At 34.2% G+C, this 20,453-nt stretch carries 18 protein-coding genes and 3 pseudogenes; 6 read left to right on the top strand and 15 right to left on the bottom strand.

What is annotated here, in order from left to right:
- From CTN07_RS20650 to CTN07_RS20610, 9 genes are all read right to left on the bottom strand, one after another.
- On the bottom strand, positions 1-875 hold an 875-nt coding region (locus CTN07_RS20650), incomplete at its 3' end, for a type II secretion system F family protein (RefSeq protein ID WP_107183752.1).
- 2 nt (positions 876-877) lie between these two features.
- Positions 878-1,798: a type II secretion system F family protein gene (locus CTN07_RS20645; RefSeq protein ID WP_005306847.1), complete on the bottom strand. Its 921-nt coding sequence runs from the start codon at positions 1,796-1,798 to the stop codon at positions 878-880.
- Positions 1,798-3,078 (bottom strand): TadA family conjugal transfer-associated ATPase, encoded by a 1,281-nt coding sequence (locus tag CTN07_RS20640; protein WP_005306844.1) that lies wholly within the window; start codon positions 3,076-3,078, stop codon positions 1,798-1,800. The genes CTN07_RS20645 and CTN07_RS20640 overlap by 1 nt, the downstream gene beginning before the upstream one ends.
- Before the next feature lie 3 nt (positions 3,079-3,081).
- Entirely contained in the window at positions 3,082-4,311 is a 1,230-nt protein-coding gene (locus tag CTN07_RS20635) for a CpaE/TadZ family protein (protein ID WP_005306841.1), read from the bottom strand.
- Positions 4,312-4,316: 5 nt separating this feature from the next.
- Positions 4,317-4,820 (bottom strand): hypothetical protein, encoded by a 504-nt coding sequence (locus tag CTN07_RS20630; protein ID WP_013404566.1) that lies wholly within the window; start codon positions 4,818-4,820, stop codon positions 4,317-4,319.
- A complete protein-coding gene (locus CTN07_RS20625; RefSeq protein ID WP_013404565.1) occupies positions 4,817-6,133 on the bottom strand; it encodes a type II and III secretion system protein family protein in 1,317 nt (438 codons plus the stop codon). Before CTN07_RS20625 ends, CTN07_RS20630 begins: the two co-directional genes overlap by 4 nt.
- A gap of 20 nt (positions 6,134-6,153) precedes the next feature.
- On the bottom strand, positions 6,154-6,957 hold the full coding sequence (gene cpaB, locus CTN07_RS20620; RefSeq protein ID WP_005306835.1) for a Flp pilus assembly protein CpaB: 804 nt from the start codon (positions 6,955-6,957) through the stop codon (positions 6,154-6,156).
- Between the two features lie 9 nt (positions 6,958-6,966).
- Positions 6,967-7,392, bottom strand: coding sequence for a prepilin peptidase (locus CTN07_RS20615; RefSeq protein ID WP_085999162.1), 426 nt, complete (start codon positions 7,390-7,392; stop codon positions 6,967-6,969).
- Positions 7,393-7,433: 41 nt separating this feature from the next.
- Positions 7,434-7,643 (bottom strand): Flp family type IVb pilin, encoded by a 210-nt coding sequence (locus tag CTN07_RS20610; protein ID WP_005306832.1) that lies wholly within the window; start codon positions 7,641-7,643, stop codon positions 7,434-7,436.
- A 967-nt stretch (positions 7,644-8,610) separates the two neighbouring features.
- Between CTN07_RS20610 and CTN07_RS20600 the strand changes: the two genes are divergently transcribed.
- Positions 8,611-9,690 (top strand): hypothetical protein, encoded by a 1,080-nt coding sequence (locus CTN07_RS20600; RefSeq protein ID WP_005306826.1) that lies wholly within the window; start codon positions 8,611-8,613, stop codon positions 9,688-9,690.
- 119 nt (positions 9,691-9,809) lie between these two features.
- On the opposite strand, the gene CTN07_RS20595 is transcribed toward CTN07_RS20600, so the two are convergent.
- From CTN07_RS20595 to CTN07_RS20585, 3 genes are all read right to left on the bottom strand, one after another.
- Positions 9,810-10,769 (bottom strand): ParB family protein, encoded by a 960-nt coding sequence (locus CTN07_RS20595; protein ID WP_005306824.1) that lies wholly within the window; start codon positions 10,767-10,769, stop codon positions 9,810-9,812.
- Between the two features lies 1 nt (position 10,770).
- Complete coding sequence (locus tag CTN07_RS20590) at positions 10,771-12,018, bottom strand: ParA family protein (protein ID WP_005306821.1); 1,248 nt, start codon at positions 12,016-12,018, stop codon at positions 10,771-10,773.
- 1,404 nt (positions 12,019-13,422) lie between these two features.
- Positions 13,423-13,866 (bottom strand): RDD family protein, encoded by a 444-nt coding sequence (locus CTN07_RS20585; protein ID WP_036766226.1) that lies wholly within the window; start codon positions 13,864-13,866, stop codon positions 13,423-13,425.
- 261 nt (positions 13,867-14,127) lie between these two features.
- On the opposite strand from CTN07_RS20585, the gene CTN07_RS20580 reads away from it, so the two are divergent.
- Both CTN07_RS20580 and CTN07_RS20575 read left to right on the top strand, forming a co-directional pair.
- Positions 14,128-14,418: a hypothetical protein gene (locus tag CTN07_RS20580; RefSeq protein WP_036766225.1), complete on the top strand. Its 291-nt coding sequence runs from the start codon at positions 14,128-14,130 to the stop codon at positions 14,416-14,418.
- A pseudogene (locus CTN07_RS20575) lies at positions 14,387-14,641 on the top strand (IS91-like element ISPda2 family transposase); the annotation flags it as partial. The gene CTN07_RS20580 and the pseudogene CTN07_RS20575, both read left to right, overlap by 32 nt.
- A 56-nt stretch (positions 14,642-14,697) precedes the next feature.
- On the opposite strand, the gene CTN07_RS22870 reads toward CTN07_RS20575, so the two are convergent.
- Complete coding sequence (locus CTN07_RS22870) at positions 14,698-14,868, bottom strand: hypothetical protein (protein ID WP_157132379.1); 171 nt, start codon at positions 14,866-14,868, stop codon at positions 14,698-14,700.
- An 878-nt stretch (positions 14,869-15,746) separates the two neighbouring features.
- Between CTN07_RS22870 and CTN07_RS20565 the strand changes: the two genes are divergently transcribed.
- Positions 15,747-16,058 carry a hypothetical protein gene (locus tag CTN07_RS20565; RefSeq protein ID WP_050787860.1) on the top strand — a complete coding sequence of 104 codons (312 nt, stop codon included), beginning with the start codon at positions 15,747-15,749 and terminating at the stop codon, positions 16,056-16,058.
- A 102-nt stretch (positions 16,059-16,160) separates the two neighbouring features.
- Here the strand turns inward: CTN07_RS20565 and tnpA (CTN07_RS20560) are convergent.
- Positions 16,161-16,567: pseudogene (tnpA, locus tag CTN07_RS20560) on the bottom strand (IS200/IS605 family transposase).
- Positions 16,568-16,686: 119 nt separating this feature from the next.
- Here tnpA (CTN07_RS20560) and CTN07_RS20555 point away from each other — a divergent pair.
- Together CTN07_RS20555 and tnpA (CTN07_RS20550) are read left to right on the top strand one after the other, a co-directional pair.
- Positions 16,687-17,538 carry an RNA-guided endonuclease TnpB family protein gene (locus CTN07_RS20555; protein ID WP_005306818.1) on the top strand — a complete coding sequence of 284 codons (852 nt, stop codon included), beginning with the start codon at positions 16,687-16,689 and terminating at the stop codon, positions 17,536-17,538.
- A 474-nt stretch (positions 17,539-18,012) separates the two neighbouring features.
- A pseudogene (gene tnpA, locus CTN07_RS20550) lies at positions 18,013-18,424 on the top strand (IS200/IS605 family transposase).
- Between the two features lie 1,168 nt (positions 18,425-19,592).
- Here tnpA (CTN07_RS20550) and CTN07_RS20545 read toward each other — a convergent pair.
- A partial coding sequence (locus CTN07_RS20545) for a helix-turn-helix domain-containing protein (protein ID WP_211315307.1) occupies positions 19,593-20,453 on the bottom strand: 861 nt, incomplete at its 5' end.

Here is a 20,453-nt window from a genome sequence, read left to right as displayed (position 1 = left end):
TTTTGTAACATCCTCAATACACCTGGAGCAGCAATTAATATAACAATAGGGATTAAAATAAAAAGTATTAATGGTATCGACATTTTTGCAGCTAACTTCCCTATTTTTTCTTCAAGTGTCAACATTCTCATGTCACGAATATCAGCAGCTAATGTTGTTAATATATTATAAATTGAACTACCATATTGGAGGCTTTGTTTTATTGTCATAACAAAACTTCTCATCTCATTTGTAGGAACTCGAATATATAGCTCATCAAGAGCTTGTTCCAATCCAATGATGCGAGCTCGATCATTTGTTCTTGTCAACAAATGAGAAAGATCTCGATCAAAGCCTTTCATTTCTCTAGATAAATAGCTCATCGATGACTCAATTGTCATACCTGTTTGAACGCACATAGCTAATAGATCTAGTAAATATGGTAATTGGCCTGATATTTTATGCCTCAATGTCTTACTTTTTTGAGCTAGTACTATATCCGGCATTGATATACATAAGACAACCCAGACACAAATGATCGCCATCATAGTCGGATTATCGAAAATTCCTTTAGAAAACCAGTAAATACTCCCACTACCAATCAGTACGAGAAGGTATTTAATTGGCATATATAAATACGCATACTTAAAATCATAAAAACCAGCACTATAGAATTTCTTATCAATCTCTTTTACATCCGCAGAAAGAGCGCTTGGTAGATATTTCTTTAACTCTTCTAATGAATTAGTTTTGTTATGCACATTACTCGAAGGTACAATAGCGAAATCAGTATAAATATCTTGTTTTGATACTTTACTTATAATCATCCACAAAATAATAGCAATACCAAAAAAAATGGAAGCCATTGCAATAAATATCAAAGTAGATTCATTCATACTTAACGAACGCCCTTCATTAGCAGCCACACAATTGTAATTCCAATACTTTCACTGATAATCACATAATATAAAATTGGGCGACCGCCAGGATTAAACATTACAAACTCATAGTTTTCAGGACTTAAATACTGCAGCATAAATAGGAAAATAAAAGGAATTGCTGCTACAATTTTTGCTGAAATACGAGCCTCAGATGTTAGAGCATATTTCTTCTTCTCTATAGCACGAGCGTCAAACATGATTCTATTCAAACGACTCATTACATCCTTCAACTGACCTCCTCTGTGCATATTAGCTCGTAGAGTTATGACAAAAAATTGGAAAGATGGATATGGGAATCGCATACAAGACTTTCTAAAAACGTTATCAGGACTTTCTCCTAATTGTAATCTTTCTCCCATTAGAGAAAATTCATTACCTACCGCTCCATCTAATGTTTTTCCTACAAAGACTATAGCGTGAATAATACTTTCACCAGAGCTAATAGCACTTGTTAATATATTAAGTGCATCAGGGAATGACTCTTCAAACTTTTTTCTCTCTCTTTTCTGTAGCCATGAAATCCCCCATAGAATCCCAACTATTTCAATAATGAAAGCTACAACAAATATATTTTCTCTTATAAAATTTTGATTTATATAGAATGAAAATAGAAGTAATAAGGTAAAATATATTAAAAGTTTGACAGCAGGATAATCACCTAATTGATTATAGGTGTTATTTGAGGCCCGCTTTAACTTCTGAATGAAGCTTTCATCTGACAATGAAGTTAAATTTACAGCTTGTCTGTCTTCATCCATTGTTGAAACTAATATTGTCTGATTAATTTCATTAAAATACTCATTACTTGATTGATCATTTTTAAGAGACAAGTAAATGATTATCAGCCCACCAAAAATAATAGCAATCCAATAAATCATCAGACAGATTCTCCTGAGTTAAAAGCGGCTTTTAATTGCTCATCTAACCCATAAAAACGTGCTTTTTCGACTAAAACTGAGCGCTGTATTAGTCCAGCCGTAATGAAATTGCCTCTAACTCGACCACTAGTGTCAGGAGATATCGTTTGAAATTTAAATATTTCTTCCAGAACAACATTACTACCTTCTAAGCCGACAACTTCAGATATGCTCATAATTCTTCGGCTTCCATCATGTAAACGGCTTATCTGAATAACGATGTCAACAGCGCTAACTATCGTTCTTCTTATTGCCTCTAAAGGAAGATTATTAGTCGCCATAATCACCATAGACTCCACTCGAGCGAGTGCATCTCTTGGTGTATTGGCATGCAAGGTTGACATTGAGCCATCATGACCTGTATTCATAGCTTGAAGCATTTCGAACGCTTCCCCACCACGACATTCGCCAATCACTATTCTATCGGGGCGCATGCGTAGCGAGTTAATAACCAAATCTCTTTGAGTTATAGCTCCTGTCCCTTCGATACCAGAAGTTCTTGTTTCTAAACGGACAACATGTGGCTGAAGAAGTCTTAATTCTGCGGCATCTTCAATTGTTACTATTCGCTCTTTTTCCGAAATAAATTGCGATAGTGCATTTAGAAGAGTCGTTTTACCAGAGCCTGTACCTCCTGAGATCAAGATATTCAATCTACAGCGAGCTGCAATCATCAACACTTGAGCCATTTCTGGACTCATTGCACCAAATTCAGTGAGCTTATCTAACCCAATTGTTTGCTTTTTAAATTTCCTAATTGATATCGCAGTTCCATCAATAGCAATCGGAGGAATTACTATATTAACTCGGCTTCCATCCGGTAATCTGGCATCACATGTAGGAGACGATTCGTCAACTCGTCGGCCAACACGAGAAGCTATACGTTTAGCGATATGAATCAGCTGATTCTCATCTATAAAGCTGATATTTGCTTGTTCTACAACACCGTTTTTTTCGATAAATACATGATCACAACCATTAATCATAATATCGCTGATGGACTCATCATCCATTAATGGTTGAAGAGGACCTAAACCTTGCAGTTCATCGACTAAACTTTTAACATATTCCTCTCTGATTACACCTGCAACAGACCATCCGTGCCTATCAATAATAAGATCGATAGCATTAGCTAATTGCTTACTTAATTGCTTTCGTGTCAGAGTCTTAACAGCATCTGCTTCAAGAGCCTCGAAGATTTGCTCTCGAATAGCAATATAAATCGATTTATTCTGCTCCATAGATTATTTACTCTGGAATATGCGATTTAAAAAATTCTTTTTAGGTAATGATGGCTCTTCCCCTAAAAGAAGCGATGTGACTATGTTAATTTTCTTACTAATATCAAATGATTGTTTATAGATAGATTTACCTCTCAATATTTCATCGCAGAGAGACTGTTCATACGCACATTCGACATTAATTTTTTTATGTAATAATTTCTCAATTTCACTCATACTAACTGTGGCCGATTTTTCTGGTCTTACATTATTAACAATTAAAATGCAGCGAACTGAGGAATTTTTTTCTTCTAGTTGATGAATCAAATTTGCTGCAGCTCTAACACTAGATACGCTTGGTTCCGTTACAATAATTAATGTATCTATATTTAAAGCTACGTAGTCAAAATCAGATTGAGATATATTACTGTTTGAAAGATCTTCAATAATGAAATTAACCTGATGAGAGAGCTCATTAGATAGCTCTCTGGAATAATCTTTCATTTGGTTATTATCAAGCTCATTTGACTCTATCGCTAATAATGAAAGCATATCATTCACTTTCTGAGTCATCGAAGATGCATATGTTTCATCTAAACTAGCAGTTAGAGCACCAAGGGCAATATGCCTCTTTTTAAACTGCTTAAGTCCTAACATTATATCTAGATTGCCGCCTAAAAAGCTTGAATCCATGACAAGACAGGAACTATTTCTCTTTTCAGATAATTCTTTGCTGATTTCAGCAACAATTAATGACGTTCCAACGCCACCTTTAGATCCCCATATGGCAACTCGCTTAGCACTTCTTTTTTTTCCTAACCCAAAATTTCGTCTACGGTTATCTCTTACATTATTCAAGAAATCAACAATATCTAGTTTTGATGCAGGCCAGAAAAGATAGTAAAAGCCCATAGTTTTAAGATTTCTAATAGTAGAAATAGCATCCTCTTGCCCAATTACAATAACCGATGCATTATTAGGCAATAACGAACTAATATGATCGATATCCTTTGTAACATTATTACTCTCATTGAGCTCGATAATTATTATCTCAGCGGATTCTTCTCTAATATGAGATCTTATATCGCCTTCATTATTTTTTATAATTCTAGGTGGCGAGATCCCTTCAAATCTAAAGACTTCTTCAACTAGATCTTTACAGTTTTCTGTTTGGAAAAATAAAACTGATTTAAATTCTTCACTTGATACTGAATCTAAATTTTTGTTTTTTAAAACATCTACTAGATCAAACATAAAAATCACTCATTTCTAAGATTGGTATCAGTTTTATTCATTAGCATATTTTGAGGGTAAATCATTGATTTCCATCTAGAACCATCGACAAAGCAGCCAAGACTTGTACTACTATATGTATTTATATTTTCATAAGTGCAGCGTTCAACTTGAGTGTTATAAGAAGAAACAACAATCGACATATCAAATTGTGAATTATCTTGTTTTTCTGCCCTATTGATAGCAATTGAATTAGCCGGTATACCCTTTTTATGTAATTTATTACTAATACTGTAAGCCAACTTCTTACCATTAAATGTAAACCAATTAATTTTGATTCCATCTTTTATAATTGCGTTTTGGTGCACATTTAAAAAGTTATCTATATTTTTATCATCATTATTAGATACTGAAATCGAATAGGTTACTGGAATGATATCAATCGCGGTGCCTTGTCGTTCTGCAACCTTTTCTACACAGCCGGTCAAAATTAAAGGAAGCATTATAATTAACAATCTGACTTTCATCATTTTTTGAATCCTCCTGTGGCTAGAATTTCGTTAGCCCATTTATCGTTCGCGGATTCATAGTTGCTATCTAAAGCAAAGAATCGGTCTAAAGTTGTTGTTTTTCTTATCGTTGGCAATTGCACCTGAGATGGGTGTATTGGCTGAACAAGATTCACGGTGGCAACAATAATCAACTCAGTCTTATTTCTTTCTGTTCTAGAATTACGGAACAATGCACCTAATACTGGGATATCTCCGATATAAGGCACTTTATTTAAGCGTTCTTTGTCTTCGGTACTTAATAAACCACCTAGAACAAAACTTTGTCCATCACCTAGTTCAACAGTTGTTCGAGCTCTTCTGGTTTTGAGTGCTGGTAAGTCATATTTATCATTTGAATATTGAGTATCTAATGAACTTACTTCCGGCATTAGTGACAACGTAATTTTGTCATCTTTTCTTACTTTCGCCAGTAACTCTAGCTTGACGCCAAATTCTTTATACGTAACGTTAGTTCCGTTATCCACGATAGTAACAACAGGTAATTCTCCGCCAACTAAGAAACTAGCGCTTTCACCTGAAATCACAGATAAATTTGGTTCTGCTAATACCTGTCCTATACCATCATTACCGATTGCTGTGATCACAGATAAGATATCTGAAGCGCTAAAATTAGTCAGAGGATTTACGAATACTCCTGGCGCGTGGCCAATGGAGTTATACTGAACACCAATTTGCTCAAGAAATGAGTGCGATACCTCTGCAATTGATAGCTTAACGTTCACTTGTCTGGTTGCTAAAACCTCAATATTATTAACTAAACCAGTAAAATGTTTCTGCTTCATAAATTGGACTTCATAATCTTGATCGTCCGTCTCAAGATTAAAATTAAAATCATTTGATTTTTTACTGAGTAAAGTACCAACAATATTATTTATTTCGTCTTTAACTTGCTCATTCGAAACAGTACCGCTAAGTACTACCTGCTCACCAAAATTGAAAATATCAATATTGGCATCTGGAAATTTAATTGATATATATTGTTTAATCTCTCTTAAGCTCTTGTTAACAATAACTTTTCTATTGGCTAGTTCATTTCCTTCATTGTCAAAAATGAACAAATTCGTATGGCCAATTTTCTTTCCAAAAATAACAACCTTATTCTTATCTATAACCTGGTAGTCAGCTATAGCGGGATCCGATATAAAGACAGAATCGATTTCAGTGTCTACTGGAACTGTTGCTGCATCACCTTCAGATAGGTTTAATAAACTTTCAGCTGATGCAATCACGGAATATATTGAAATTATTAAGAAAAGTATTACTTTGTTCATTTTACTTATCATTTTCCGGCCTATTTAACTGTTGTTGTATCTGCACGATATTCTGTTATAGCCTTAAAGTTTTTAAGAATATCACCGGCGTCTGCTGATAGGTCGTCTGTATTGTAATAACCAGACGATTTATGCACTTCAATTTCAGAGATACGCTGAGCAACAGTTAGAACTACCGCTTGTTTTCTTGTTAGTTCAACAACTAATGTAACTTGCTCATCTGATGTATCAGATTGTCTATTGGTATCTATTAATTGATGTTTGACTAATAAAACTTTAACTGCAGAAATAATTGGTGTAATTGATACTGTATTCTTAGAAGATCCACTATTGTTACCAAAATTAGAGGCTGTTCCATTTAAACCAGTTAATGCCAATATATCTACTAGACTTCCATTAGCTATAACACCTCCGATTACAGAACTCGGAGTCACAATAATAGGAAAAGGAATTTTATTTTCATCAATGATAAAATCAATATATCCATCTTGATCTGGTTGGACTAGATCATCGATAGTAAGAAGACTTCCTGCACTTAAATGAGATTTAAATACGGTTTTAGCTTTCCAATCAAGATTAACATCATCAACAAAACCTAAACCATTCGCTTCTGATTCAGGAATATTTTCAACAGAAAGCATATTTCGTTCTATAAATTCTCCAGGATGCACATCTTTGTTAAGCTTCCAGACTCGAATTTTTGGTTCTTCTTTTATTGGTTCATGATTAGCCGGAGAAGTTGGATTAGATAAATTGGTGGCCAAACCATAAAGACCAAAAAGAATGACTATTATAGCAAAAGCTAAAATTAGTTTTGATTTCACAAATTGTCCCTAAATTGATGCAGCGATACCTAATAAACAACCAATACAAATTGGAACTCCATAAGGTACTCCTAAACTGTCATTTAAACTTTTTCTTGTCACTCGTAACCAAATTATCTGAAAAAAGGCTACAAGTCCTCCCAAGAAAAGTACACAGATCAAAGTTAAAAGGATATATTGAGGATCTATAGCAATCGAAAATGCGCTGATTAGCTTTATATCGCCAGCCGCGATAATTCGAAATAAAAATAAGATAAAACCAAAGATAAATATAGTTATCGTATACGGTACAATGGAGTAATTAGCTTGATTAATAGATAGAATCAAGCATATTGAACCCACAACTACACACGACTTATTGGATATTTTCCGTAGTCTAATATCTTGAATGCAAATGTAAAATGAAATGGCAGTTAGTAAGAACCACCATTTCATAGATAAATCACCCATAAGTGATAATTACAATATGCTAACTATTATGGTTTGATATTATTAGCAGAAGTAATATTATCCGTAATAGTAGTTACTGCGCCACTTAAAGCTGTCTTTAGCGAATTAGCGTCACCTGCGAATACAGCTAGAACGATAGCAGAAACAGCAACACCAATGATTGCATATTCGATAGCAGTAACGCCGCGCTCATCTTTAAAGAAGTTTTGTAGCTTAACATAAGTATTCAAAAGCATGTTGATTCCCTTTTATAAATAGTTCAGTTGGGTCACTGATAGAACCCAAAAAAATGACACGTAATGTTTCGTGGTGTCATAATTATGACTATTTTCATGTCTTTGGCTACATAATAAATTACGCTGAAAAAGTAAGCTATTATCTATATTTTCCTTTTTTGAAATTTAAATTTTCCAATTACCATATAAATATTACAAAAAAAGACTTCTATATGTAAAATAATGGTTAAAACACAAGACGTAACACATAAAAAACATATCTAAATAGTGATATATGTCACACTTTTAATTATTGTTAATTATAAGTCGACAAAATCATGAGCTCATTTCTAAATCTTCTATAGGCACGGTGCGCGTCAAAGTGTTGACATAACTATCAACTAATAGTTATGCATACTTTCGCTTTTTATACTTAACGATAGTGCTTAGATAGGTTATTTAGCAGAACCTATTAATTTTATTGATTGAATAAGCTCCAGACTTTATTTCTATATCGTAGCCTGCTTCTATGTACATTAGGAACTCATTTAATTCGATTTTTCGAATTCCGATATCCAATTCAATATTCGATATTATTTTGTCTGTAGGATAAACTTTTATAATATGGAAGCGTTCATATACAAATATGATTACGTCTTTGTTAATCTTAATCATGATACATCCGTTTTAAAAAATCCATATTAGAAATCTAAACGATAAACGGCTGTAAATCTAGACAATTAAATGTAAAAAGCCTATTAATTTTTTCAAATTTGAAGGTTGAACTAGTTTTTTGTAACAGCTATTTATTAATTAACAATGTTGTTATTTGTTTTGTGCTGTTTTAAATCAGAAATTGCTCAATAAATATTAATTAACTAAAGTTATAATTATAAATAAGTTTCCATTTGTAAAATCAAGTAAATGTTTAACAAAAGACCTTAAAGGTGAAAATATAATACTTATTTATTAATTGATTGGTTGATTCATGGAAATTCGAGCTTTTGCATACAGTATTGACTACAATAACTATATAACAACTAACGATGGTAAATTAAAGATCTTCTATATAAAAGAAGTAGTTAATGAATTATTAAGGAGGCCTGATGCTTTTGACCATATAGATTTTATGAGCACGAATCCCGACCAAGAGGCGCGTATTAAATTAATCCCTAAAAAAATACACGGCGTTGATCAGTTTGTTCGTATAGAACATGACAATATGGTAATCCCACAAAAGAATGAAACAAAATATGGAATAGTTGAAGCTTTATCTAGAATAATTGTTATGACTCTAGAAACAAATAAAGAAACATTTAAATTCAATCTAGAATCTATAAGAAAAGGTAGTAAGCTATTATTTTGTAATAAGAAAATTTATTATCCAGACCTTATCTGCACCTTTCCTGAAACTCATGAGCTGTATGAGAAATGGGGCGGACGGTTTATTATTTTGATAAATTATCATAATCATTATAAGCCAGATATGTTATCTGACTATGAATCCTATAATATTCCTGTATTTGTAATAGATATTGACATTGATAGCGATAAAATTTTTCCTCAAGAACGTAGTAACATAGAATCATATACGCAGGAAGATGTTGATATATACATCGATAGACTTTATTCTCATTTTGTTAAAAAAATTAATTCACGATTATTGATAGACCCAAGCTCGACAAAATACTCAAAGTATATTATTAAAACGAAAGAGGATGAGATTAAAGATAAAGACAATATTATATTTGGACTTAATCAAAGGATAACTAGTGCAGATAATAAATTATTGAAATTAAAAGAAATTGAAAATGAGCTCAATACAACTGTTGATTTAGCAATGGATCTAAAGGGTAAACTGTCATTTATTGAAGCAGATAATCTTAGATACATTGATATAAATAGACAATTAAGTTTGGAAAAAGACGTCCAAAAAAGAAAAATAGCATCGTTGCATCAAAAATATAATGATTGCGAAAGTAAATTGGATTTATTTAGATTGATATCTATATCTCTGATAATATTTGTTTTTTTACTGATTATTCTGTTAGTGTTGTATATCATATAATAGCCTAATTAGATAATATTCCGTGCGTTGTTACAATTATCATATAGATTAAAAAAGGATAGAAATATTCTTTGCTATCCTCTTTTAAAATATGCTATCAAAAATTAATCCGGACTAAATTAAACTTCATTCTTTATCTTATTTTCTATATAATCAACGATATCTTGATATAAATTAGATGGAAGTCGATTTAACTCTATTTTCAGCCCTCGCTTATCGTTACTATACATAACCTTTGCATACGTGTTTTTGTCTTCAAAATCTGCAAGAACCTTTGTTGTCCAAGTATTCTTAGTTTTCTTATTCGGTAATTTTTCTTCCATCTCTTTTAGAATCAGCTTTTGCTTATCCTCAACAGGAAGGTTATCTGCAACAAAATCCGAAATTACAGATTCGATAAACTGATCGATATCCTGATTGTCTTTTATAAGACTCTTTTCTATTTTTGCTAACTTAGCATAAAAAGTATTAGGTATTCCTTCACAATCAGGAAAAACATTTATTAGCTTCTGGTCGATCGATGCTGCGACAAGTCGTTTCCTACATGTTTCTCGACCAATAGATAGGTAATCTGCAAGTTCTTCCAGTTTAGTCAGAGCATTATCAACCATAATACTTTGATAGTTCATGCCAAGTTCACGATATGATAAGCGCTTTACTGATTGTGTTGTATCAATAAAAGATAACAAATCATCACGTGAAACATCACCATCGATCACCCACAAAGGCAAATCTTTGCAAACAGTTAAACAACAATAACGACGTCGAGAACTATCAATTAGTTGATACATTCCGTCACTATCTTTAATAGCAACACCTTCAGTATACACTCCCTCAGCTTCTATCGAAGGCAAAATATCTCTAACTGAATCAAGTGATAATGATGCCTGACAACGAGGGTTCAGTTCATGAATCGATGTTTTTTCCTGAATGTCATGAGAAGGAACAACAATCCGAGAAGCCGTTACCTTAGCTCCGCTAGCAAAGATAAATACTTTTTGCTCACTTTCCTGGATATTACGTTTAGTTAATTGATTCCCTTGCTTAAAACCAACGCGCTTATCTTGAGGCCTAAACATGTTATAATCCTTTTGTCGCTAATTGTTTAATTTCAGTAATAAATTGATGATAAACAGCAGTAATTGATGTCATCGCAAGATCAAATTGCTTTCCACTACATAGTTGTTCAGATTTTTTGATATCTAGGACTGTTCGATTGTTTTCAGAAGCTGCAACAAAAGCTTCTGAATGTCGAATCGCCGTCGATAAAAGATGCCCCTGAGCAGAACGTAACAATTTATCGAATACTTTTACTTCATGTGCACTTTTTTCATCAAAGTTGACAGGTAATAATTTGGCCCATTTAAGATTTTTTCCGTTGGATGGTAGCTCTCTAAATGTTGCAGGCATAGTAGCCATATAATTACTTGTCGATGCGAAATCAAACTCTCGTGGTGTAACAGGGATTAAAACAGCATCTGCTGCCTCATTTACGGACCATAATATAGGTGAGTTTTGAGGCGGAGTATCAATAAAAATTAAATCATATTCCTCTTTTAAAGTTGGAAGGATTTTTTCTTTTAATACTGTTACTAATTTTTCTTGAATATCACTGTCTTGTCCCCAATAACAGTCAACAAAACGTTCATCAGAAGGGAAAGCTGGGATCACATCGAGGTTTGGTAAATGTGTTTTGAATGGTATGGCTTTTACCAGATCTGTATAGCTATATTCCTTTAGGTACTGAGAAAAATCACCATCCGGCTCAAATTCAGATAAAGCTATATCAATAGCGGTCATATATACTGAATCTTCATCTGTTTGGTGAATGAGATTCTGACCAGTAGAGCCTTGAGGATCTAAATCAATTACTAAACATCGAGCATTTAAGTTAAGATCTAATGCTGCTGCTGTTGCAAGGGTGACTGTTGTCGTTGATTTTCCAGTACCTCCTTTGTGATTTTCGACAACGATTACCGTTGGCTCAAATCTTTGAGAATATTTTGGAAAATTCATATAGTCCATCATATTAGCAACATCAAATCGATTATAAAGATGTGTTCTCCCTTGTACGATCGGTTGGCCAATAATTTTTTTTGATGTCGCCTCATCAATACGAGAATTAAAAGTAACTCTCGATAAGCCAAAAAGCTCTTGTAGCTCTTTCTTTTTTAATGAATGATTATAAATTAAACGATCAACATTACCTTCAATATCAGCGTCTGTAACATTAATTTGCATGCGTTCTTTTATAACAGCTTTTAAATCTGCTTGTTCTTGTTGCATACGTTCACAGACTAATTCTAGAGAATCAATTATAGCACTCATCCTTAACCAACCTATCGTTCTAAGACATTTATGTCATGCTACAACACAATTAAGGATAATTAAACCATTTTAATGTAAATAAATAAAAAAAAGGTTTAATTTAACCAGGAAATGTGGGGACAATGGGGGTTGTTTTGTTATCTAGTGTAAAATGAATGCTTTCTATCAATAAAATAGAAGGTATTTCGTTGTCGATTAGTAAATGAAATTACCCATCATCAGTACGTCGATAAAGGATTCATATTACTAGAGCGCTTGCTACATTGTTTTAAGTGCAAGTTCGTTCCTATTCATCAAGTGATATCCCCTATCTGAAATATTTAAACGCTGACAATATCTGCATTGTTGGTATAACTATATTCGACTTTCTCAAAGTGCGCTTAGTGCTCGCAATTATCTTTCAATGAGTGACTACAATAAGCGCAAGCTTTAGAGAAATATTGCGTTGCTCCAACGATAGCTAATCCCCATTTCATAATTGTTTATACTCAAGTAGTCTACTGAACGCATGCCCTTGCACTTGCTTAATTCTGACTAGGCTCTTATGTTCTTGCTGTCCTCTTTCGAGCTGTCTTTTGCCAACTTAATATATGTAAAACATCAATAGCTATTATTACTGATTTGATATGAGGTTTGTGTAGAAATATGAGTGTAAAGGTTTGAGCTTTCTACTGTTGTTATTTAGCTAAAATTTTGAGGATAGATTGCGCTGCCCAACAGTTAGACGTTTATCATACTTATGGGTGTCCTTAGGTGTGAATAGCCAGACATCGTAGGAAAGGTGGTAACGCTGATCTCAATACCAATAATCGGACTTAAAGCTCATAGTACAGTTTCTTAAGCTGTCTTATTCGTATTGAGACTTGCGTAAATTTAGCCAAATTTACGCAATAGTAAATACTCTTGCTGTCTAGTTTGCAGTATTTATTGTAGCTAACAAATCGAACTGAATATTGGTTTTTACCTTTCTCCTTTAATCTAGGAGTATCAGTGGTGAGTGACTGCATCCAAACTGCATGTAAATCTTTAAGTTTTTGCGGTGGATTGTTTGTGTAGAGTTAAAAGTATAATCGACACCCTTATTATATCCATTTCTTAATATCAGCATTATTTAAAACACCAAGTATCATAAGATCGATGACTGCTTAAATATAAGCAACCAGTTTTCGCTGGGGTTATAAATAGTTTAATTATATTGCGCAGGAATTTGCTAAGAATGTACTTTGTATGCATATGAAAGGTGAACTATTAATAGTTATTACCAGTACGTCGGGCAAAAAAATAGGCCATATTAAGCCATGACTATTTCCCCTTCGGAGTATCCTTGTATAGGCTCTAAACTTTAGTTTATTTTCAAATTGAGTCTAGGCCAGGTAAAAGGCTGGTTTATTATTCTGGGGGGGATTAACAATCAACAACGATAGTGCCCGATAACAGGTCGTGCACAGTTCTTTTCTGAGGATGAAATATCATTAGAGCTAAGTTAACAATTCTAATACCCCACACAATCCATTCCGACATCATATAAACAATGAGCCTTAAAACAGCAGTAACAAAAGTCACTGGCTCTCCATTGGCCATAACAACTTTCGTGCCCACTAGTCTCATTCCGATTGTTTGACCACTCCTTAAATAGGGCCAATTGATACCTAATAAGGCCGCAGCTTCTGCTAAGTAAATAAGCAAACTATTACCTAATAGGTCTATATAAACCCCAAAATTTAATAGTTCAGCCTTTAATATGCAGAATAATAGATATGTGACTGGTATTGTAACCACCGTAACAATAGCAAAATCAATACCGCCAGAAATTAACCTTCTTTTAGCTGATGTAACCAAAGAATTCACAACCTTCCTTATCTTGTACTGCGATCACGCATTTGAGCTACTCTAGCGTTTTAAATGTATTAGATCTTCTTTGTTGATAGAGCTATAGCAAACATTATCATATAACTAAATGGTGTTCTTTACATTTAATTGCGGTGTAGTCCTTAATTCTCAAAATTTAAATCTTCCTCTATCAAAATAAGCAAAGTTTAATGGTGAGATGGAAAGCTGCAAGGTATTGCCATATTTAGGTATTCCGAAATAGATCTTACAGATAATCTAATGGAGTTTTATTCACTCTGCGGTGGTGTACTTCAATTTGAGAGCAGTGACTATTTGTTCAAGATCTCTTTGCCAGAAGAATTGATTCTTGCCTCCCCAGATATATTGCCTGAAGAATTTGAGGAAGAAATGCACCAATATGATATTGTTCCACAAAAAGATCATGACGAAGAAATTGCATTAATTTATAAATATCTTATTAATAAGTTTGGTGACACTTCGACTGCTACCTCCAAATTACATGAAGTATTAATCTCGCTTGCTTATATCGCAAAGCGAGATGGTAGATAGGTTAGTTTCACATATCTCTGCAGATAAGAATTTTAGAGCTATCAAGTATTATGGTTTTCTGTCAAACAGAAAACAGGGAGAAGCTTTACCATTGGTTTATGACTTGCTGGATCAGGAAGAACCGGTAGAGTCAAAACCATTGAATTATGCGCAAATAATGCATTACCTGGCTCGCATAGATCCATACGAACGTATTCTATGTGATGATCGCATGAGCTTTGTGAGCACTGTATTTCTTAACTCATGCAACGGGATCATAAAATCAATTAACGACATCTTTTACTCCTTATGATTATGTTCGATCTCGATGATTTGGCTACCAAAGTTACCAATCGTTACGAACATAACCAATTGAACGCCGTGTGGTATCGTTGATAACAAGTCTGTCAGATAACGCTTAACGACCTCTTTAGCGTGATGAGAGATATCGTTTTGACGATCTATTTTCACGCACATTGCCAATGTAGTATCGACCTCATCCACTTTTTGTTTGTAGAAAAACTCTCCATCTTTGATGGCTGTTCAAATCTTTCTTTTCGACTAACTCGTAATCAGCAAGAAAAACTTCGTCGATCAAATCACGAACTTCCCTAGCCTTTCCCTCACTACCCGCTTCACGTACGTTCACATCGTAGGTAATGGTGACAATCACTGTAGCTGGGAAGCCTTTTTTTGCCTAACACTATACAACATCACATTGTCACCGTTTAAGCTCACTTGAAATTCACGGAAGAAAGAATCCATCTTTAACTCCTTAGGCGATGGTTAATATTATGTGTTTCGGGTGCTGGTATTTATCTTGTCTTTGTCTGGCCCCTTATATTTAACTTAATGGGCCAGTAGTAGAATTTTACAACCCTTAGATTGCAATTATTTTTCCTCAAAGACAAAAAGCTCGCCTTTATCAAAAAGGGCGGACTTTTATTGAAAAAATAACTTATAAAAAGTTGAGTTGTTTTTTAGGCTTGGTCAAACAGGCAGCAATTAACTGTTCCATGTTACCGGGGATTTCTTGGCGTGTTAGCATCTTTTTTAATACAGTATAACAGTATAAACATTGGTCTTTGCCCATGCTTTTCGTAGCGTATGTTCATCATTCAACTAGGCATGGATGATAACAGGTTGTGTTGGGTTTGATGAATAACGGAAAAACAAGCAATAGCGATTGGGCAAGCCTTTCTTAACTCGACGCCAATGTTTGTACGGTTTAATGGTGTTACCGAACTAGTACTCAGGTGCGGCAGCTTTTTAAATAAAGATTAAAGCAGTTTTGGTGGTTTAGTAAGCGCCCGTTATTGCAACGTTAATTCTGGGAAGAGTCGAGAGATATGGAAGAATTCGAATTAGAACTATTTGCAGATTATCATCAGTTTTACCTGCAAGATGATGAGGTAGAGAAAAATGATCTTGGCGATGCTTGGACAGAGGAAGTAATAGAACGCTTATCGGCCAGTACTTATTTCGCAATAGGAATTGGTACGGTTAGAAATATAGATGTTCCTGTTTTCATCAAAATTCTAGAAGCTGAACCCTCAATAAGTTTTGATGATTGGGAACATGTTGTAATGACTTCTATAGAGTACGAAATAGGAAAATTAGTTATAGCTGGTTGTACCGATTATTTTCCAGATGCAAAGTGAATCAATCTAACTCCTGGCCATTATCAGGTTTTAGCCTGCTACAAGGGGTTAAGAACAATCTCAGAAGATGGGTTTTACGCCATTGCTACGAAGTAGTAAAAATTAGTCAGGACGATTCTGACTCTCAATGTACTTAGTTAAAACTTCAAGACCTGCTCCTCCGCAAGATCCAGCAAAGTAACTATGACTCCACAACGCCCCTTTCCATAAGTAAGGAACTCTTGCCGTAGAAGCCTAGAACTAACCCCTTTCAATGAATTGATCAGCTTCGATAACTGCACTTTAGGAGGATACTCAAGCAGTAGATATATGTGATCTTTCTCACCGACGAACTCCTTTAGCTCAACTTCAAAATCGTTACATGCCTCTCTTAATATTTGTTCCAAACGAATCAGTATTTCGTTATTGAACACCTTCCGCCGATACTTGGTAACAAAAACTAAATGTGCGTGTAATGCGCTGACGCAATAGCGACCTAGGCGGATCGGATGTTCTTGGCTATGTATCATTAGACCAATTATTGATTTGTTGTTTAAGTCTACAAATAATAAGGCATCTTATCAGGAAAGACTAAATAACATTAGTAGCTTACAAATATCGGTTTAAGCCAAGTAGAGAGCAAGCCGAAATGCTTGCTCATACCTTTGGTTGCGTGCGATTTGTTTACAACAGTGCTTTGTCTTTCTCGAAAGAGCGGTATGAACAAGGTAATAAAACCAACTTCAACGATTGGAATAAAAATCTAACTACACTTGAAAAAGAGGCGGATTTTTCTTGGTTGAAGAACGTCTCAAGTGGGCCGTTACAGCAATCGTTCCGTCATCTTGATAAAGTATTCTTCAAATCTGAATTTGGCTATCCTAAGTTCAAAAATAAACGTGGTAAGCAACCTGCTTGCTACATGGCTAACGCTTTTAAATTCAACGCTGAAATAAAGCAAATCACCTTAGCCAAGCTAAAAAATCCATGTAAAGTCACACTATCAATACCGTTCAATAGCAGCCCGTCTTCCGTCTATGTGTCCAAAACTAAAACAGGCAAAGACTTCATTTCGATGCTTGTCGAAACCGAAATTCAACCGTTACCTATTGCAAACAAAACTGTGGGTGTAGACGTTGGTATCAAATCACTTGCTGCTTGTTCTGATGGCTCTATATTCAACAATCCCAAATACACCAAGAAGTACGAGAAGAAGCTGGCTAAAGCGCAACGTAAACTTTCAAAGAAGGCGAAAGGTTCTAATAATTTCAATAAGCAACGCATCATCGTGGCAAAGATCCATGAGAAGATTGCAAATTGTCGTGTTGATTTCACGCGTAAAATGACAACGAAACTGATAAACGAAAACCAAGTGATCTATACCGAGTCATTGCGAGTTAAAAACATGATAAAAAATAAAAAGCTAGCAAAAGAAATTAGTGACGCAAACTTTGGCGAAATCGTCAGGCAGCTAGAGTACCAAGCTGCTTGGTATGGTTGAACTGTGTCTAAGATTACCAGTGGTTCCCAAGTTCTAAGTTGTGCGCCTGTTGTGGGGCTGTATATCAGAGCAAATGGGCGCTTGCTATTCGTGAATGACGATGCGACTGCGGTTCTGTAAACGATAGGGATTTGAATGCCGCTAACAATACCCACATCAAAGGGTTACGTTTAGCAGCTTAAGTATTTGTGTTGGTAAGGACTACCAACACATTAAACGCCAGTTAAGAGACAATGTAAGCCGACTCGATTTTAGCAATGGAGTGCAAATGTCGCCGACGACAGGAATCCACTCTTCTTTAGGGGGGGGAGTACAACTAGGATTAAAGTAATGCTTTTTACTATACCAACAATCATCACGATGAATGTTTACCTCTGTAGCTTCAATTTTGGAAGTTTAATTGCCTTTAACATTTTTAGTATTCATATATAGAACGTCCTTATAACATGGCTTAAGTGACATTTTGTAAAGTGAGTGTTCAAAAAAACATTAGATGGATACCTTAAAAAAAGCACAATTTTAGTAGTGCATTTGGTATTTACCACCAACTACAGCCGTAGGCTGTTTACTGAAATTATGATTGAGCAACGGATAGAGAATTTTGAATCAGATTATGAGAAATCGGAGTGTGTATTGTCTAAAATAAATGCTGAAGAAGATCATGTGCATATACTAATTTCCTATTCGCCAAAATGGGCGATTAGCGTGATGGTAAATAATCTTAAATCAATATCGCCAAGATATGCTGATATTACAGACCACACACCTTATAAGGCAAAGTAAAAGTTTGGTTTTGTAACCATGATTTTACTTTGCTTATACTACTGGCGGTGCAACAATTGATATATTGAAGTCTTATATAGAAATTCAGACTACAGCAGGTTAAGCAGCTCCACGTCTTACGTCATATATCCCCCTCTGACTAACTGGGCGAGGGATTACGGCGAAATAGTTAAAATTTCGTATCTTTAACTATTCTCTTCCCTACTATTTTGCTGGAATCCCCGGAACGACTAGGTCTAGAATGGTACACATTGACAGAAAGGAATAAACACTCTATCAGAATAAAAAGCTCAGCTTTTTATATCCAAAATCACTAATTAATATTAGTGGTTTTGAAACTATAAATAGATTGATTACGAGCCTCTATCGTTAAATTTAGTTTATCCTCCTCAGTCTTAACAGCTTTGTGATACTGTCCATGACAAACGTCCTCTGTTTCCTTTTTGTTGATCTGTTCGTAACTTGCGAACGATATAAACACTTCTAATCTTTATTATCTTTCTTGAGCCATCAAATGTTCTTTTCCCTGATATTTACTATCCAAGTTCATTAGAAAGCTCCCCCTTGTGTTGTATCTAATCGAAGGGAAAACACCCTGATTGACAACGCCTAATAAAAACGGGAGAACTATTCAATTACAGACGCTTGATCTGCTTGATAGATATCTAATCACTAGTTCCCTTCCTACATCCTAATTAAATTAGATTCACTAAGTTATCAGCCAAAAGAGCAGGCACGCGGATTGACGCAATAGCATCTACGACAAGAATTAAGATAGCACTCAAAAAGATTATCCATCTTTCGATGCTACCGATATAAGATGTGATTCAAGCGGCCATCTCAATCTTCGATATAAAGACATTCATGAATTAAAGGCGGTCAGAAATTGTGAATAGATTAAAGAACGTGGTGGGTCATACAAAAAAGAAGAGGGGAGTACATACCTTAGCACAAAAAACTAGATTATTTTGGGGACAATGGGGGTTGTTTTGTTTTTTTCGATAGACAGCTATATGAAGAGATCATCGGATGGAAGATATGTCGCACCACTACGTTGCATTTATGTTAATTATAATTTGCTGATAATCTATGCTTTTTGTGTATTTCATGATTCTTAGCCCTAAAAACTATTGCAGTGCAACTGATTTGTTACTCATTAAAAATCAAGAGTAAACAAATGAGTATTTAAAACTAAACTATAAAGTCATATGCAATAAGCAAGATATTACGAACCAATTAACAAGGAGTAGATACCTAAGTCCTAAATATAACTATACAACACAATTGTGATTAAAAATTTTTCTTATTTCTATTGGTGAATAGCCATAAATCCCTTTAATCTTTTTTGTAAAACTAGAGCTAGAGCTATATCCATTCCGAAACGCAATATTAGAAAGACTATCAGTAGTATTAATTATCTCTCTGATAGCAATAACACTTCTACACTTTTCGAGACATTTTTTTAATGTCGTATTATTGTCCTTCAATATTTTATCTACGTATTCTTTATCAAAATCTAGCTTTAGATATAATTCGTTAGCATTATAACATCCCTTATTTATCCATAAATAAATATTCTCAATAATTTTATTATATACGTCAATATTTCTATATAGATTTAGGTACGATAAAAATCGTATATCTCTTATACATATTTCCGAACAAATTCCTAGCAGGGATATATTAAATGCACTACTAGCTAGCTCATGGTTACTTTTATCTGAATAGAAAAAATACTCAAGTAATTTCCTAATTGAAGTTGAGCTTTTTATTACAAAAAATTCTTTATCCATCGATGTTAACGATGTGATTTTTTCTTCATTTAAGCCTTGATAAGGATTTAGATATTTACTAACAAAATCAATATCTTGAGAATCCATTACCAAAACATCTACATCATATCTTGATATAATCTCGTCAGAGATTAATTCAATTACATAATCTTTATTTGGTTTTAGGATTACTACATCTCCGCGTTTATTTTTCTTATTATTTATAATAATAGTGCCAGAGTTTATAATAATAATCGTAACGAAAGGAACATTAAGTGACTTATTAGAATTAGAACTCCCTGAAATATTAGATAGCTTACACTTATACAATTTATATTCCATTACATAATCTATATATAT

The organism is Photobacterium damselae (assembly GCF_003026815.1).
GTDB classification, from domain to species: Bacteria; Pseudomonadota; Gammaproteobacteria; order Enterobacterales; family Vibrionaceae; genus Photobacterium; species Photobacterium damselae.
Note: the sequence above shows the minus strand (reverse complement) of the source record. Positions and strands in the feature narration are given on the sequence as shown.

Coding starts and splice junctions, on each gene's coding strand:
- CTN07_RS20645 (WP_005306847.1), bottom strand. CDS start 1,798: ATGATTTATTGGATTGCTATTATTTTTGGTGGGCTGATAATCATTTAC.
- CTN07_RS20640 (WP_005306844.1), bottom strand. CDS start 3,078: ATGGAGCAGAATAAATCGATTTATATTGCTATTCGAGAGCAAATCTTC.
- CTN07_RS20635 (WP_005306841.1), bottom strand. CDS start 4,311: ATGTTTGATCTAGTAGATGTTTTAAAAAACAAAAATTTAGATTCAGTA.
- CTN07_RS20630 (WP_013404566.1), bottom strand. CDS start 4,820: ATGATGAAAGTCAGATTGTTAATTATAATGCTTCCTTTAATTTTGACC.
- CTN07_RS20625 (WP_013404565.1), bottom strand. CDS start 6,133: ATGAACAAAGTAATACTTTTCTTAATAATTTCAATATATTCCGTGATT.
- CTN07_RS20615 (WP_085999162.1), bottom strand. CDS start 7,392: ATGAAATGGTGGTTCTTACTAACTGCCATTTCATTTTACATTTGCATT.
- CTN07_RS20610 (WP_005306832.1), bottom strand. CDS start 7,643: ATGCTTTTGAATACTTATGTTAAGCTACAAAACTTCTTTAAAGATGAG.
- CTN07_RS20600 (WP_005306826.1), top strand. CDS start 8,611: ATGGAAATTCGAGCTTTTGCATACAGTATTGACTACAATAACTATATA.
- CTN07_RS20595 (WP_005306824.1), bottom strand. CDS start 10,769: ATGTTTAGGCCTCAAGATAAGCGCGTTGGTTTTAAGCAAGGGAATCAA.
- CTN07_RS20590 (WP_005306821.1), bottom strand. CDS start 12,018: ATGAGTGCTATAATTGATTCTCTAGAATTAGTCTGTGAACGTATGCAA.
- CTN07_RS20580 (WP_036766225.1), top strand. CDS start 14,128: ATGGAGTTTTATTCACTCTGCGGTGGTGTACTTCAATTTGAGAGCAGT.
- CTN07_RS20565 (WP_050787860.1), top strand. CDS start 15,747: ATGGAAGAATTCGAATTAGAACTATTTGCAGATTATCATCAGTTTTAC.
- CTN07_RS20555 (WP_005306818.1), top strand. CDS start 16,687: ATGCTTGCTCATACCTTTGGTTGCGTGCGATTTGTTTACAACAGTGCT.